The sequence below is a fragment of the Lactobacillus helveticus genome (assembly GCF_046109915.1).
In the GTDB taxonomy this organism is placed as follows: domain Bacteria; phylum Bacillota; class Bacilli; order Lactobacillales; family Lactobacillaceae; genus Lactobacillus; species Lactobacillus helveticus.
Genome location: NZ_CP151471.1, coordinates 1,235,446 through 1,252,296, shown reverse-complemented (window position 1 = coordinate 1,252,296; position 16,851 = coordinate 1,235,446). Strand labels below are relative to the sequence as shown.

Genomic DNA, 16,851 nt, shown 5'->3' with positions numbered 1-16,851 from the left:
GAAAGTGCAGAAATTTCTGAAAAACCATGTTTTTTCTTTAATTGCATGGATTTTGATATTGATAATTTCCATCTTTGCTTTGCCTAATATTAAGGAGCTGACTAATGCCCACTCGGACATTACGCTTCCAAGTAATGTGCAAAGCAATGTGGCACAATCTATCAAAAACAATTGGGGTGCAAAAAAGAAAAACACCTATGAAGTAGCACTTGTTTTTAACAAGAAACATGGCAAGCTGACGGAGGCTGATAAAGCAGCTATCAATAATACGCTTGACAAGTTTACTAATGATAAACACAAGTATGGAATTAAGGATTCACTTCTTCCAGATTCTAATATTGCTACAAGAAAGAAGCTTCAATCAAAAGATGGTACGACTTGGGTAGCACAATTTAATATTGCTAAGAGTCATGGCACTATTGAAGAAGTTTATAACCAAATGAACAGGGATGCCAAGACGCAAGGTCTTCGCACTTATGTAACTGGTGCTGATATTTTGCAGCATGACTTCTCTGCTTCAATTCAAGAAGGAATTAAGAAGACTGAAGCTATTACCGTTGTATTTATTTTCATTGTTTTGGTAATCGTCTTTAAGTCACCAATTGTTCCATTAATTTCATTATTGACAGTTGGGGTATCATTCCTTACTTCCTTCTCAATCGTTACAAACTTAGTTGAACATGCTAACTTTCCATTCTCTAACTTTACACAAGTGTTCATGGTTATCGTCCTCTTTGGTATTGGTACCGACTACAACATCTTGCTGTATGACAAGTTTAAAGAGAATCTGGGGAAAGGGATGGACAAGTACGAGGCCTTACATGATGCGCTTTTAAAAGCTGGTAAGACAATCTTGTACTCCGGTTTATCAATCTTAATCGGATTTACTGCATTAAGTTTAGCTAAGTTCTCAGTTTACCAATCAGCCGTTGGTGTTGCGGTTGGTGTTGCGGTACTTTTGGTAGTGCTTTTAACACTCAACCAATTCTTCATGGCAGTTCTTGGTAAGAAAATGTTCTGGCCAGTTAAGAAATTTACTGGTGAAAGCGATGATAAACTTTGGCATGGAATTTCCGCTTCAACTTTAAAACACCCAATTATTTACTTGGTTGTTTTGGCTGTAGTTACTATTCCATTCATGCTAATGTATTCAGGTCACTTGAATTACGATGATACTGATGAAATTGCTGATTCAGTTCCATCTAAGCAAGGTTTATTGGTAGTTCAAAAACACTTCTCAGAAGGCATGGCTGAACCATCATACTTGTACATTAAGAGTAAGCATCGTTTAGACAATGAAGAAAACCTGAAGTTAATTGATCAATTGACCAAGCAACTTCAAAACTCAAAGGATGTTTCATTTGCAACATCTGTAACCGAGCCATATGGTGAGCCAATTGATATGCTTTATGTGAATAATCAATTGAACACTGTTAATGACGGTGTTGACCAAGCTCGTTCTGGTTTGGGTAAGTTAAGCAAAGGTTCTAACAAGGTGGCTAATGGTGCCAACAGCTTGAAGGATGGTGCAGATCAACTTCAAGATGGTACTAGTCGTCTTCAAAGTGGTGCGCAACAATTAGTTGGTGGTACTAGTCGTTTGCAAAACGGTGCACAACAATTACAAAGTGGTGCCGTTCGGTTACAAAACGGTTCAAATCAATTAGTTAGTGGTGTAGCTCGTCTTGAAACTGGTGCTGGTCGTTTGGCTAGTGGTACTCATGCACTTCAAAGTGGTGCAAGCAGTTTACAAAGCGGTGCTAACAAGTTGCAAAATGGTGCTAACAGCTTACAAGCTGGTACCAAGACTTTGCAAAACGGTACCCAACAAATGGCTAACCAATTGCAACAATTGAGTTCACAACTTTCAAACCAATTAAGTGGTTCGAACAAGCAACAACTTGCTGCATTGCAAACTGCTTTGCCACAAATTAACAGTGGTATTCAACAATTGAATGCTGCTTTAGGCAATTCTGTTGATGTTTCATCTGCAACTAGTGGTTTAGCTGCTGTACAAAAACAAGCAGCTCAATTGGAAAGCAGCTTGAAGGAATTGCAAAGTGCTGCTGGTAGTGTCGGTTCATCTGTAAGTCAGGCAGATGTTCAATCAGCAATTAGTGCTGCAGTTCAATCAGCTGTGAAAGATGTTCCAAATGATCAAAAACAAGCAGCTCAACAAGCAGCAACTGCAGCTGCAACCCAAGCGGTACAATCAGTAGTTCAAAAAGCTCAAGCTGGTGCTAATACTGACAAGTTAAAGTCAGCTATGCAAAATGCAACTCAAGCTGCTCAAGGATTACAAGGCTCAATGGCTGCAATGCAACAAAGTGATTTGATGACACAACTTCAAAGTTTGAAGACTCAAGTGAATACTTTAGCTCAAGCCTCAAACCAAGCACTTCCAGGTGCTGCCACTGCTTTGAACCAATTAAGCTCAGGCTTAAGTCAAGTTCAATCAGCTGCTAGCGCAGGTGTTGCCGGTGCAAACAAGCTTAACTCAGGTGCCGTAGCTCTTAACAGCGGTGCAGGTCGCTTGAGTACTGGTCTTGGCAGTCTTGCAAGTGGTGCTGGTCGTCTTAATGCTGGTGTTGGTCAACTCAACAGTGGTGCTGGCCAACTTCAATCTGGGTTAGGTACTCTTGCCAATGGTGCAGGTACTCTTAACACTGGTCTTGGCACCCTTGCAAATGGTGCCGGTCAACTTAACTCAGGTGTTGGTCAATTAGCAAGCCAAGCTCCAGCCCTTATCTCAGGTATTGGTCAACTTAATAGCGGTGCAAGTCAACTCAGCATGGGTGCTGGCAAGTTAGCTGCTAAGGTTCCAGAACTTACTACTGGTATTGACACTGTAAACAGTGGTTTAGGCCAAGGTGAAACTTACTTGAAGGGCTTAGGTTCATCTGCAGCTGCAGATACCTTCTACATTCCAAAGGAATTCTTGAAGAATGAAATGTTCAAGAAGTCAATGGATGTATACCTTAGCCCTGACAAGAAGTCAGCTCAAATCATCTTAGTCTTCGATTCAAACCCAAGTGCAACCGAAGCTACTAACGAATCACAAGAATTGAGCGCAATGGCTAAGAAGACCTTCCAAGGTACTGCTCTTAAGAATGCTACTGTTGCTATGGGTGGTCAAAGTTCAAAGATTAAGGATACTAAGACAGTTGCCAGCGGCGACTTCCTTAGAACTGCCGCAATCATGTTAATTGGTATCGGTATTGCCTTAATGTTTGTAACTCGTTCACTTCTTCAACCAGTTTACATTCTTGGTACTTTGCTTATCGCATACCTTTGCTCACTTTCAATCAACCAATGGATTGTTAAGGCTGTTCTTGGTAGAAGCATGCTTTCATGGAACACACCATTCTTCAGCTTTATCATGTTGATTACCTTAGGTGTTGATTACAGTATCTTCCTCATGACTCGTTATCGTGAACTTGAGACTGAAGGTTACACAACTCCAAGTTCAAGAATCTTGAAGGCATGTGCTATTATCGGTATTGTTGTTGTTTCAGCTGCAATTATCTTGGGTGGTACTTTTGCAGCCTTGATCCCATCAGGCATCCCAACCTTGATTGAAGTTGCTTTGACTGTGGATGTTGGTTTGTTAATCTTGGTATTTATCTTGCCAATTACTTTATCAGTTGCAGTTAAATTAACTTATGAAGGTGTCAACTTCGGTAGGTTGTTTAAGAAAAACAATAAATAATAATTAACTCAAAAGACTCTACAATTGCTGTAGAGCCTTTTTTGTATAATTTAATTGATTACTAATAAAATCCGCTCATGTCGTCACTATTTGCCTTCATCTGCATGTTATAATTATTGATAAAGAAGCAATAAGAGAGGGCTTTATATGACTACGTGTCCAAATTGTGGTCAAGCAATTAATGAAAAGGACGATATTTGTCCAAATTGTGGTTTTAATCTAAAGAAATACCGTGACAACTTTTTCACAGATCAGCATATTAAGACTAAGTATGAATCTGATAATGAGGGGCAACAAATTATCAGCCGTGCTGCATATCGGGCAGAATTTTATCCCGAAAAGCAAAATTCCACTGTTCAACGCATGATTGCTTGGATCAGAAAAAATGCCACTTTAGTTTTTCTATTAGGTGTTTTTCTGTTAATTCTGATGAGCTTTTCAAGAGCAGCAGGTTGGATTAGTTTTTTGGTTTTGATGATTTGGCTTTATATTGTTTGTGATCGACAAAAGAAGATTGAACAATATACAGTTGATAAACGATTAACTCAAAAAATTAACCAAATGGGATCTAAAATCTTCAATCGAGTTGATGAGCGCGAAGACAAAATAAAAAAGCGTAATGCAGATTTTGAACAAAGTCATCCGCGTGTTGAAAAACAGGTGCGTGAAATAAAGAAGCAAAGACAAAGTCGCTTTAACTACGTTCAATTATCAGTCATTTTAACAGCGCTAATTAGTTTAATCGTTCTCTTTACCGATTCAGGTGCGGCCGTTTCAGCTGTGAGCTACACGCAGAGAATGTCGATCTCCAATGTGATTTTCAGTTTGGCAGTCAGATTACTAGCATCTGGAGCCACTTCTGTTTATTCGATTGTGCTTTATCTTGTCTGGCTGTTTTTATTCCTTTTCCCAATATTTATCATTTACAATATATTGAAAAATACACGATCCAGTCAGGTTTTAGCTTTTGTTTTGTCACTAATTGAAACGATCTTTTTAATTTATTTAATCTATAAATTATCTAGTTCTAGTCGTGTTGCAACTGGCGTTATGAGTCAATTGACCAGTCAGTTGATTACTTATGCTGTATCATTAGGTGCATCTGCTTATTTCTTGATTTTATCTAGTGCACTTACTACGGTTTTATCAGGTTATAATTTATTTAAGAAAAAAGAAAATTAGAGCATAAAAAAGGAGCAAATCTGCTCCTTTTTTCGTATAGTCAATTATTGATTATTTTTAGTAACATCAATAACTAGATGTTCGTTAACAAATGCCATCATGCCTAAGTCGCTTAATTCACGGCCATAGCCGGATTTCTTAACTCCGCCAAATGGAAGTTCACCTGAGGTGATCCAGCGGCCGTTGATGACTGTCATTCCCGTTTCAATTTGTGCGGCAACCTTTTTAGCGCGATCAATATCACGGCTAATAACTGATGAACCAAGGCCATAGCTTGAATCGTTAGCTAATTGAATAGCTTCATCGTCATCTTGAACCACATAGACTTCAGCGACTGGTCCAAAGAGTTCTTCATCGAAGATTGGGTTGTTTTTATCAATATTAGTTAAAACTGTAGGTCTAAAGAATGCACCTTTGGAATCAATTTCAGGATATTGATAGAAGACTTTAGCTCCTGCCTCAGTTGCTGCTTGAACTTGTTTTTCTAATTTCTCTTTAGCTCTTTCTGAGTTCATTGGTGGCAAAGTAGTATCTGCTTCAAGCGGATCACCAGCCTTTAACTCTGAGAAGACGTTTCTAAGTTCATGCAAAACTTCGTCATAACGTGATTTTTCGACAATAATTCGCTTAGATGAAGTACATACCTGTCCACCGTTATAGGTTCTGGCATCGTTTAAAACGTTGCGCAATAATTGCGGATCGGCATCGTCTAATACTATAAAGGCATCATTGCCGCCAAGTTCCATGGTAGACTTCTTTAGATTTTTACCAGCAGCTTCAGCAACAGAACTACCGCCACGCTCTGATCCGGTTAATGCCACGCCTTGAATCCGTGGATCAGCAATAACGTCTGCTAATTGGTCATAGCTGAGGTAAAGATTGAGCAGACAGCCTTCAGGTGCTCCAGATCTCTTGATAATTTTAGCGATTAAGGCTGCTGAACCTGGTACGTTGTGAGCGTGCTTAAGCAAAACAGGATTACCTACGATGAAGTTAGGCGCAAATACGCGAACTACTTGATAGAGTGGGAAGTTCCATGGTTCGCAAGCCATGATTACACCTGTGGATTGCTTTAAGTAATAAGCATCGCCCAATTTGCTTTTAATAGGCGTAGGTTTTAACATTGCTGCACCATTTTCTGCGTAATAATCACAAATAGAAGCACATAATTCAACTTCTTCTTTTGATTCACGCAATAATTTTCCCATCTCTAGGGTCATCATTTTAGCTAATTCATCTTCATGCTCACGAAAGGCATCTGCAATTTTGTGCAAAAGTTCTGCACGACTGCTTGGATCTTCATGACGCAATTTTTTATATAGCATGTGCGCTAAATTGATTGCCTCATCGATTTGTTGGGATGTTGGATTATTATAGCTAGCGAATTCTTCGTTGGTGTATGGATTAATTGATTGATATTTGGACAATTTCTTTCCCCCGTTCAGTAAGTTTTATCTCTATAAAGTTATGCTTATATTATAAAGCGTTTGCAAATAAAACACAGCTATTTTCATTCATTTAATTGTTTAAGCAGTTTTCGAGCCTTGTTCAAGGTGATGCGATTGCGGTTGATACGAGCAAACGCACAGGCATCATGCAAGTGCTGACTAATAATTGTTTTATCTTTATTTTGCGCTATGTCATTAATGCCTTGCTGCAGGAGAATGCGAGCCATGTAAAAGATGACATGCTTTTCAGTACCGATCTTGTAGGCGTAACGCAAAAGTGAATTGGATTCTTTGTACATTTCGCGTTGACCATAAAATTCACTAGCATCGCATAAAATAGCTAGAGCATGCAAGGTTGTAAGTGGGTTGTTGATTTCAACGTCTTTAATATTTTTGAGAACTTGGCTGTAATAATGCTCTGCCTTTTTCGTCTCACCTTGCTTAGCATAAATCTGACTGCAGCCATTGAGTGCGAGCAAACGATAGATATCGTTTTTAGGCAAATCTTTAGTTGTCAAAATATTATTGAAATAAAACAAGGCACTCATTTCATTGCGGTCGCTTTTAAGTGCGTATTGTCCTCGTAAAAATTGATAGTGCACCTGATCTGTTTTACGTTTGAGAGTATCTTCGTTAACTTCAGACAGCAAGTTCAAGATTTTTGTGTAGTAATAATTAATAAATGAAAAGTCTGCATCAAATAGCAGATGAGCAATTCGTTGCTCATCACTGCAATTAATAATATCGCCAACTTCGATATGCAAGCGATCGCATAGCTAATTAAGAATTTTTAAGGAGGGTACTTGACCGTTATTTTCAAATTTACCTAAAGTTGATTGTGTACAGATACCATCACAAAGTTCCGTTTGCGATAGTTTCTGTTTTTTACGTATTTGAACGAATTTTTTGATATCGATAATCACTGTTTTTGTCTCTTAATTGTTTGATATAAAAAGTCCAGGGATTCATCAATATAATCCTGACTATAATCCATAGCGTGGCCGTGTCCTGGAATTACTAATAATTGCACGCCGTGATTTTCTTTAGCTAAGAATTTAATAAAATCTAGTGTAGTGGATAACGGTGTTAGTTCATCAGTAGAGTTAAGCATCATTAATTTGCCCAATTTAGAAAAATCATATGATTGAGCATCAAGCTTTTGTAAAACATCAGCTTTTTCTGAGCCGGCATAAGCTAGAGTGAAGTACTTGTAAAAGGATGCTCTGATTTGTGCAGAATCAGTGATGCCGAAGTCTTGCTTGGCTTGTGGGGATGCATTAACATCTTGATGCTGCTTAATCCAGTTGGCATATTCAACAGGGGCAGACCAAGTTACAGTTGGAAAACCGTACTTACCGGCCACGTATAAAGCCATTGTGCCACCAACGCTGGCACCGATTTGAACGATATTCTTGATGTCATCATGATCGGTATAATCGGAATTTAACAGCCACTCGACAAAATGAAGTGCATCATCATGAGCAGCTGGAAAATGGTTTGCTGGAGCTAAGCTGTAGTTAGGGATAAAAGTCATGAATCCGGCATTAGCAAAATCTACGCCTACTTTTTTAACGTCTTTTTTGTCTCCGCGAAGCCAGCCGCCACCATGCCAAAAGATTAAAATTTTAGTCTCAGAAGTTGTATCATTTGGATAGTAGATATCAGCTCCTAGTTCTTTATTCTCGTCATAAATAATATTATTTTTAATGACTACCATAATCTGTGTTCCTTTCATTTCTACTGTTAAGAATATTATATATTAACTAAAAAGCAGATAAGTTAATAAAGACTTGCTAAGTTTTTTGATAGAATTAGTGTATTAAATTTATGAAAGAAGGCGAAAAAGATGCATCATTTGTCAGCTAAGGCCAGTCGTAAACTAATCAATATTGCGACGGTGGTCTGTGGATTAGTAATTATTTTGTTGGTTATTTATTGGTATCAATTAGGGATATTTACTGATCAAACGAAGATGCGCGCTTATTTAGCCAATAAACAAATCGTTGGGCCAATCATTTTCGTATTGATCCAGATTGTCCAGGTAGTAATCCCAATTATTCCAGGTGGTGTTTCTTTGTTAGGTGGGGTGGTCTTTTTTGGACCAGTCGCCGGATTCATCTATAATTACGTCGGAATTTGCATCGGCTCAATTATCAACTTCTTTTTGGCTAGGCATTATGGGCGTTCATTTATTTTGCACATTGTTTCAGAAAAAACGCTGGACAAATATATGAAGTGGACCGAGAATCAAAAGAAGTTTAATTGGTTTTTCGCCATCTGTATTGTTGCGCCTGCTGCGCCTGATGATGTGCTTTGTTTGCTTGCCGGCTTAACCAAGATGAAGTTTTGGACTTACTTTTGGATAATTATTTTATGTAAGCCATGGACAATTATTGCTTACAGCTTTGGCTTGCAGTACGGTGCCGAATGGCTTCTGAAGTTGATGGGTAAATAATGCTAGAATCAAAAAGAATATATTTAAGAAGATTTGAAGAAAAAGATGCAGAACAGCTATTGAAGTGGGGAAAGAATGCTCGCTACCATAATTTAGCTGCTTTTGAAAATTACCAAAATATAGATGAGGCTCGCCGCGGCGTCCAGCAATACATGGCACGTCCAGAGAGTTATATTATTTGTCTGCGACAAAATGATCAGACAATTGGCTTGATTGAACTATATGAACGCGGTTTAGATGAACAAAGTGGCTTGTTAAAAACAAAAGAAGTAGGCTTTTTGCTAGATCAAGTATTTGAAGGCCATGGCTATATGACTGAAGCGCTCCGTTTAATTTTGAATTATGCTTTTAAAAAGAAGCGTCAAAAAGAAATTTGGGCAGGAACTTTTGTAAATAATGAAAAATCGCAGAAATTATTGAAAAAATTAGGTTTTCAGTATGTTTATACCGTAGATTATTCCCAAATTAGTACACTTTTTTCGTATCAAGAAAAATATTATTTGCTCAAACAAGCAGAATGGCTTAAAATAGACGCAAACATGAAATCTTAAGACTACTTCAGAGAGTTCACGGTTGGTGCGAGTGAATGGATGTCGTTTCCAGATTTCGTTAAGATGGGCAATTAATAGTTGCACGGTTTGGCGTCGTTATTCGTCTGTTAAGAGGTGCAGTCTATATCAGACTGAAGATGGGTGGTACCGCGAAGCTGTGCAAGAGCCGATTCGTCCCAAGCAAGGGATGAGTCGGCTCTTTTTTGTATTATGGAGGTTTTTAATGCTTGATATTAAGGTGATTCGTGAGAATCTCGATTGGTCAAAGAAAAAGTTAGCTACACGTGGCATCAAGCCAGAAGAATTGGATGAATTGGTTGAAATCGATGCTAAGCGTCGTAAGGATTTAACCAAGAGTGAACAATTAAAGGCTAAGCGTAATGACGTTTCTAAGCAAATTGCTGAAAAGAAGCGCAATAAGGAAGACGCAAGTGATGCTATTCAAGCTATGCGTGAAGTAGGTAAGGAAATCAAAGACTTAGATAAAGAAGTCGCTGAATTGACTGAAAAGCAAAACTACATTTTGCTTAGATTACCTAACTTCCCAGCAGATTCAGATCCAATCGGCCCTGATGATAGCTACAATGAAGAAGTTCGTAAATGGAATGAACCAACTAAGTTTGACTTTAAGCCAAAGGCTCACTGGGACATTGGTACTGACCTTGGTATTTTAGACTGGGATCGTGCTTCTAAAGTTTCAGGTGCACGTTTTGTTTACTACATTGGTGCAGGTGCGCTTTTGGAACGTGCTGTCTTTAACTTCTTCCTTGATGAAAACACTAAGGATGGCTATACCGAAGTTATTCCACCATACCTTGTTAACGATGCATCAATGCAAGGTACTGGACAATTCCCTAAGTTCCACGAAGATGTTTATACTATCGTAGATAACGACGATCCAGATAAGCCACGTGACTTGACTTTGATTCCAACTGCTGAAGTTCCTTTGGTAAACTACTTCAGAAATGAAATTATTCATGAAAACAAGTTACCAATCAACGTAACTGCTTTATCACCAGCATTTAGAAGTGAAGCAGGTTCAGCAGGTCGTGATACTCGTGGTTTGATTAGAATGCACGAATTCCGCAAAGTTGAAATGGTTAAGGTATGTAAGCCAGATGAATCATGGGATGAACTTGAAAAGTTGACCCACAATGCTGAACACTTATTGCAAAAGTTAGGTTTGCCATATCACGTAGTCGCTTTGTCAACTGGGGATGCAAGTTTTACTAGTGCTAAGACTTACGATCTTGAAGTTTGGATGCCTGCACAAGACAAGTACCGTGAAATTTCAAGTTGTTCTAACTGTACTGACTTTCAAGCTCGTCGTGCACAAATTCGTTACCGTGACGAAGATGGCAAGCTTCACTTAGCTCATACTTTAAATGGTTCTGGTTTAGCCGTAGGTAGAGCAGTAGCTGCAATTTTGGAAAACTACCAAAACGAAGATGGTTCTGTAACTGTTCCTGCTGTTCTTGTACCATACATGAATGGTATGAAGAAGATTACTAAAGAATCAGGTTTGATTTAATAAAAAATAATAATGAAGAAAAAGGCTTAAGAATTAGCGTTCTTAGGCCTTTTCGTTTGTCTAAAAATATTAAAAATGCAAAAAAACAAAATTTTTTTGAAAAAATTTCAGTAATTTTTGAACCAAAATACAGCGAAAAGCGAACTATCTACTTGCTAGTTGGCAAAATTAACAGGATATATGATATATATGTAAGACAATAAAAATGGTAATTGTTACAACGCTGCCTAGCGTTTCGTTCTTAATTCGAACAAAATACGAGATTTGACGAATAGGGATAGACCGTGTAATATATTTAAATGTCGTCAGGCGAGAGCTTGAGCGGCAAAAAAACAAATTCAAAAAGTTCTTGACAAAGAATTATGAATTTGATAAAATATAAAAGCCGTTTGGTTCAGCCAGACGGAGGTAGTACTTTGAAAACTGAACAAAGTTTCGCTAAAAGTGTGCGGGTGTAAAAACCCAAACAAGAAGCGAAGTCAATTCGCAAGCAATAAATTTGAGACAAAGATCTTAAATAATCGAATGAGCAATCATTCAAACTTAAATTTCAAAATGAGAGTTTGATCCTGGCTCAGGACGAACGCTGGCGGCGTGCCTAATACATGCAAGTCGAGCGAGCAGAACCAGCAGATTTACTTCGGTAATGACGCTGGGGACGCGAGCGGCGGATGGGTGAGTAACACGTGGGGAACCTGCCCCATAGTCTAGGATACCACTTGGAAACAGGTGCTAATACCGGATAATAAAGCAGATCGCATGATCAGCTTATAAAAGGCGGCGTAAGCTGTCGCTATGGGATGGCCCCGCGGTGCATTAGCTAGTTGGTAAGGTAACGGCTTACCAAGGCAATGATGCATAGCCGAGTTGAGAGACTGAACGGCCACATTGGGACTGAGACACGGCCCAAACTCCTACGGGAGGCAGCAGTAGGGAATCTTCCACAATGGACGCAAGTCTGATGGAGCAACGCCGCGTGAGTGAAGAAGGTTTTCGGATCGTAAAGCTCTGTTGTTGGTGAAGAAGGATAGAGGTAGTAACTGGCCTTTATTTGACGGTAATCAACCAGAAAGTCACGGCTAACTACGTGCCAGCAGCCGCGGTAATACGTAGGTGGCAAGCGTTGTCCGGATTTATTGGGCGTAAAGCGAGCGCAGGCGGAAGAATAAGTCTGATGTGAAAGCCCTCGGCTTAACCGAGGAATTGCATCGGAAACTGTTTTTCTTGAGTGCAGAAGAGGAGAGTGGAACTCCATGTGTAGCGGTGGAATGCGTAGATATATGGAAGAACACCAGTGGCGAAGGCGGCTCTCTGGTCTGCAACTGACGCTGAGGCTCGAAAGCATGGGTAGCGAACAGGATTAGATACCCTGGTAGTCCATGCCGTAAACGATGAGTGCTAAGTGTTGGGAGGTTTCCGCCTCTCAGTGCTGCAGCTAACGCATTAAGCACTCCGCCTGGGGAGTACGACCGCAAGGTTGAAACTCAAAGGAATTGACGGGGGCCCGCACAAGCGGTGGAGCATGTGGTTTAATTCGAAGCAACGCGAAGAACCTTACCAGGTCTTGACATCTAGTGCCATCCTAAGAGATTAGGAGTTCCCTTCGGGGACGCTAAGACAGGTGGTGCATGGCTGTCGTCAGCTCGTGTCGTGAGATGTTGGGTTAAGTCCCGCAACGAGCGCAACCCTTATTATTAGTTGCCAGCATTAAGTTGGGCACTCTAATGAGACTGCCGGTGACAAACCGGAGGAAGGTGGGGATGACGTCAAGTCATCATGCCCCTTATGACCTGGGCTACACACGTGCTACAATGGGCAGTACAACGAGAAGCGAGCCTGCGAAGGCAAGCGAATCTCTGAAAGCTGTTCTCAGTTCGGACTGCAGTCTGCAACTCGACTGCACGAAGCTGGAATCGCTAGTAATCGCGGATCAGAACGCCGCGGTGAATACGTTCCCGGGCCTTGTACACACCGCCCGTCACACCATGGAAGTCTGCAATGCCCAAAGCCGGTGGCCTAACCTTCGGGAAGGAGCCGTCTAAGGCAGGGCAGATGACTGGGGTGAAGTCGTAACAAGGTAGCCGTAGGAGAACCTGCGGCTGGATCACCTCCTTTCTAAGGAAGCTGAAGTGATGGAGAGTAGAGATACTAAGAGAAGTCACAAAAGCAAGCGGAAGCACACTGAGAAACTTTGTTTAGTTTTGAGGGTAGTACCTCAAAGAGCTAGTACATTGAAAACTGAATATAATCCAAGTAAAAAACCGAGAAAATCAAAGAGAACAGATTGTAAGGCGACCGAGAAGAGAATTCTTGAGTAAGGTCAAGTAGAAAAGGGCGCACGGTGAATGCCTAGGCACTAAAAGCCGATGAAGGACGTGACGAACTACGAAAAGCTTCGGGGAGCGGTAAGTACGCAGTGATCCGGAGATGTCCGAATGGGGGAACCCAATGCAGCGATGCATTATTGGTTGATGAATAGATAGTCAATCAAAGGAATACGCAGTGAACTGAAACATCTAAGTAGCTGCAGGAAGAGAAAGAAAAATCGATTTCCTTAGTAGCGGCGAGCGAAGAGGAAAGAGCCCAAACCAAGTGATTTATCATTTGGGGTTGTAGGACTGCGACGTGGCAGCGTGAGCGATAGCAGAATTATCTGGGAAGGTAAGCCAGAGAGGGTGAGAGCCCCGTAAGCGAAATTGCAAGCGCGCCTAGCAGAATCCTGAGTAGGCCGGGACACGAGAAATCCCGGTTGAAACCGCGAGGACCATCTCGCAAGGCTAAATACTAATTAGTGACCGATAGTGAACCAGTACCGTGAGGGAAAGGTGAAAAGAACCCCGGAAGGGGAGTGAAATAGAACCTGAAACCGTGTGTCTACAAGTAGTCAAAGCACATTAAAGTGCAATGGCGTGCCTTTTGTAGAATGAACCGGCGAGTTACGTTATCTAGCGAGGTTAAGTCAGAAAAGACGGAGCCGGAGCGAAAGCGAGTCTGAATAGGGCGAGAAGTTAGGTGACGTAGACCCGAAACCAAGTGACCTACCCATGACCAGGCTGAAGGCGTGGTAAAACGCGCTGGAGGGCCGAACCCACGTAAGTTAAAAATTGCGGGGATGAGTTGTGGGTAGCGGTGAAATTCCAAACGAACTTGGAGATAGCTGGTTCTCTCCGAAATAGCTTTAGGGCTAGCCTCGTGGAGAGGATAATGGAGGTAGAGCTCTGTTTGGACTAGGGGCCCGTCAGGGGTTACTGAATCCAGATAAACTGCGAATTCCAGATATCCATACACGGGAGTCAGACTGCGAGTGATAAGATCCGTAGTCGAAAGGGAAACAGCCCAGATCACCAGTTAAGGTCCCAAAATCTATGCTAAGTGGAAAAGGATGTGGAGTTGCGCAGACAACTAGGACGTTGGCTCAGAAGCAGCCATCATTCAAAGAGTGCGTAATAGCTCACTAGTCGAGTGACGCTGCGCCGAAAATTTACCGGGGCTAAGCATAGTACCGAAACTGTGGATGTACGTAAGTACGTGGTAGGAGAGCGTTCTAAGTGCGGCGAAGGTTAACCGAGAGGATAATTGGAGCGCTTAGAAGTGAGAATGCCGGTATGAGTAGCGAAAGATAGGTGAGAATCCTATCCGCCGAAAGACTAAGGTTTCCTGGGGCAGGCTCGTCCGCCCAGGGTAAGTCGGGACCTAAGGCAAGGCCGAAAGGCGTAGTCGATGGATAACAGGTAGAGATTCCTGTACTGTGTTCAATCGTTAAGAGCGAAGGAGGGACGCAGGAGGTGAAGCACGCATCGCGATGGAACGATGTTCAAGCGACAAGTGCGGTTAAGAGTCAAATGCTTCTAACCAGCAACACGAGTCGTGATGAGGAGCGAAATAAAAGTAGCGAAGGTGTGGTAGTCACACTGCCAAGAAAAGCTTCTAGCCAGAGAGAACATACCCGTACCGCAAACCGACACAGGTAGTCGAGTGGAGAACACTAAGGTGAGCGAGAGAACTCTCGTTAAGGAACTCGGCAAAATGACCCCGTAACTTCGGAAGAAGGGGTGCTGGCCATGAGAATGGTTAGCCGCAGTGAATAGGCCCAAACAACTGTTTATCAAAAACACAGGTCTCTGCAAAATCGTAAGATGACGTATAGAGGCTGACACCTGCCCGGTGCTGGAAGGTTAAGAGGAGAGCTTAGCGCAAGCGAAGGTTTGAATTGAAGCCCCAGTAAACGGCGGCCGTAACTATAACGGTCCTAAGGTAGCGAAATTCCTTGTCGGGTAAGTTCCGACCTGCACGAAAGGTGTAATGATTTGGGCACTGTCTCAACGAGAGACTCGGTGAAATTATAATACCCGTGAAGATGCGGGTTACCCGCGACAGGACGGAAAGACCCCATGGAGCTTCACTGTAGCTTGATATTGAGTATCTTTTAAACATGTACAGGATAGGTAGGAGCCAAGGAAAGCAGGACGCTAGTTTTGCTGGAGGCAATGTTGGGATACTACCCTTGTTTGAAGGATGCTCTAACCTCGACCTGTAAGCCAGGCCAGGGACAGTGTCAGGTGGGCAGTTTGACTGGGGCGGTCGCCTCCTAAAGTGTAACGGAGGCGCTCAAAGGTTCCCTCAGAATGGTTGGAAATCATTCGCAGAGTGTAAAGGTATAAGGGAGCTTGACTGCGAGAGAAACAGCTCGAGCAGGTAGGAAACTAGGACTTAGTGATCTGGTGGTACCGCATGGAAGGGCCATCACTCAACGGATAAAAGCTACCCTGGGGATAACAGGCTTATCTCCCCCAAGAGTTCACATCGACGGGGAGGTTTGGCACCTCGATGTCGGCTCGTCGCATCCTGGGGCTGTAGTCGGTCCCAAGGGTTGGGCTGTTCGCCCATTAAAGCGGCACGCGAGCTGGGTTCAGAACGTCGTGAGACAGTTCGGTCCCTATCCGTCGTGGGCGTAGGAAATTTGAGAGGAGCTGTCCTTAGTACGAGAGGACCGGGATGGACGCACCGCTGGTGTACCAGTTGTTCCGCCAGGAGCATCGCTGGGTAGCTATGTGCGGAAGGGATAAGCGCTGAAAGCATCTAAGTGCGAAGCCCCCCTCAAGATGAGATTTCCTTTGCGCAAGCAGTAAGACACCTCAAAGACGATGAGGTAGATAGGCTGGGAGTGGAAGTTCTGTGAAGAATGGAGCGGACCAGTACTAATCAGTCGAGGACTTGACCAAAGGCCAAGCAATCAGAAGAAGGTTTTTTGCGAAAGATTATGTTTAGTTTTGAGCGTAGTAGCTCAAAAGAGTACGGTGGCGAAAGCAAGAAGGATACACCTGTTCCCATGCCGAACACAGAAGTTAAGCTTCTTAACGCCGAAAGTAGTTGGTGGGCAACTGCCTGCGAGGAAAGGAAGCTGCCGTGCTCTTTTTTAATATTCCGGCTTAGCTCAGTTGGTAGAGCGCTTGACTGTTAATCAAGATGTCGTCAGTTCGAGTCTGACAGCCGGAGCAAGGGAAGAGAAGGAAGCTTGGCTTCCTTCTTTTTGTGTTTAAAAGGTAGTTAATACTAAAAAAGGAGATCATGTTCTTTCATGATCTCCTTTTTTATTTAATTTGATAAATGAGTTTCAGTCGCCTGTTTTCGATACGATGATGGTGAAGATTGAGTATATTGTTTAAATACTTTAGAAAAGGCTAATGAATCATTAAAACCTACTGAGTTTGCAACCACAGTAATTGTGTTGTTGGTGGTAGATAGTAATTTTTTGCTTTTCTGATTTTTAATTTCATCAAATATTGTTTTGGCGATAAATTAAATTCTTCCTTAAAAGCAGAACAAAGCAGAACTTAGATAATTTACATTCACATTTAGAAAATTGGCGATATCTTTAATTTTGATGGCATCATAATAATTTAAATCCATGTAACGTTTGGCCCTAGTAGCTAATGAATTTGAAAATAATTTCAATTAGAAGAAATTATTTTCGG

General features: G+C 41.7%; 8 protein-coding genes, 1 tRNA gene, 3 rRNA genes and 1 pseudogene. 9 read left to right on the top strand and 4 right to left on the bottom strand.

Features of this window, described 5'->3' with window-relative positions; genetic code table 11:
• Positions 1-4: 4 nt before the first annotated feature.
• Positions 5-3,709, top strand: a complete 3,705-nt coding sequence (locus AADV52_RS06355; RefSeq protein WP_014919308.1) for an MMPL family transporter — start codon at positions 5-7, stop codon at positions 3,707-3,709.
• A gap of 147 nt (positions 3,710-3,856) precedes the next feature.
• Positions 3,857-4,891, top strand: a complete 1,035-nt coding sequence (locus tag AADV52_RS06350) for a zinc ribbon domain-containing protein (RefSeq protein ID WP_014919307.1) — start codon at positions 3,857-3,859, stop codon at positions 4,889-4,891.
• Positions 4,892-4,935: 44 nt separating this feature from the next.
• On the opposite strand, the gene AADV52_RS06345 is transcribed toward AADV52_RS06350, so the two are convergent.
• The 3 genes and pseudogenes from AADV52_RS06345 to AADV52_RS06335 form a co-directional block, all read right to left on the bottom strand.
• Positions 4,936-6,318 (bottom strand): NAD-dependent succinate-semialdehyde dehydrogenase, encoded by a 1,383-nt coding sequence (locus tag AADV52_RS06345; RefSeq protein WP_014919306.1) that lies wholly within the window; start codon positions 6,316-6,318, stop codon positions 4,936-4,938.
• Between the two features lie 83 nt (positions 6,319-6,401).
• Positions 6,402-7,259, bottom strand: a pseudogene (locus tag AADV52_RS06340) (helix-turn-helix domain-containing protein).
• Positions 7,259-8,056 (bottom strand): alpha/beta hydrolase, encoded by a 798-nt coding sequence (locus tag AADV52_RS06335; RefSeq protein WP_014919303.1) that lies wholly within the window; start codon positions 8,054-8,056, stop codon positions 7,259-7,261. Before AADV52_RS06335 ends, AADV52_RS06340 begins: the two are co-directional and overlap by 1 nt.
• A 129-nt stretch (positions 8,057-8,185) precedes the next feature.
• Between AADV52_RS06335 and AADV52_RS06330 the strand changes: the two genes are divergently transcribed.
• The 7 genes from AADV52_RS06330 to AADV52_RS06300 all read left to right on the top strand — a co-directional run bounded on the left by AADV52_RS06330 (position 8,186) and on the right by AADV52_RS06300 (position 16,372).
• The gene (locus AADV52_RS06330) at positions 8,186-8,794 is read left to right on the top strand and encodes a TVP38/TMEM64 family protein (protein ID WP_041808809.1); all 609 of its coding nucleotides are present in this window, start codon (positions 8,186-8,188) and stop codon (positions 8,792-8,794) included.
• Positions 8,794-9,345 (top strand): GNAT family N-acetyltransferase, encoded by a 552-nt coding sequence (locus AADV52_RS06325; RefSeq protein WP_014919301.1) that lies wholly within the window; start codon positions 8,794-8,796, stop codon positions 9,343-9,345. The genes AADV52_RS06330 and AADV52_RS06325 overlap by 1 nt, the downstream gene beginning before the upstream one ends.
• Positions 9,346-9,568: 223 nt before the next feature.
• Positions 9,569-10,876: a serine--tRNA ligase gene (gene serS, locus AADV52_RS06320; RefSeq protein ID WP_014919300.1), complete on the top strand. Its 1,308-nt coding sequence runs from the start codon at positions 9,569-9,571 to the stop codon at positions 10,874-10,876.
• Between the two features lie 551 nt (positions 10,877-11,427).
• Positions 11,428-12,991: ribosomal RNA gene (locus tag AADV52_RS06315) — 16S ribosomal RNA — on the top strand.
• A gap of 203 nt (positions 12,992-13,194) precedes the next feature.
• A 23S ribosomal RNA gene (locus tag AADV52_RS06310) occupies positions 13,195-16,098 on the top strand.
• Between the two features lie 71 nt (positions 16,099-16,169).
• Positions 16,170-16,286, top strand: a 5S ribosomal RNA gene (gene rrf / locus AADV52_RS06305).
• Together the 16S, 23S and 5S rRNA genes with 1 tRNA gene alongside form the textbook arrangement of a ribosomal RNA operon.
• A 13-nt stretch (positions 16,287-16,299) precedes the next feature.
• Positions 16,300-16,372, top strand: a tRNA-Asn gene (locus tag AADV52_RS06300).
• A gap of 99 nt (positions 16,373-16,471) precedes the next feature.
• Here AADV52_RS06300 and AADV52_RS06295 read toward each other — a convergent pair.
• A complete protein-coding gene (locus AADV52_RS06295) occupies positions 16,472-16,648 on the bottom strand; it encodes an AraC family transcriptional regulator (RefSeq protein WP_227028488.1) in 177 nt (58 codons plus the stop codon).
• Between the last annotated feature and the right edge of the window lie 203 nt (positions 16,649-16,851).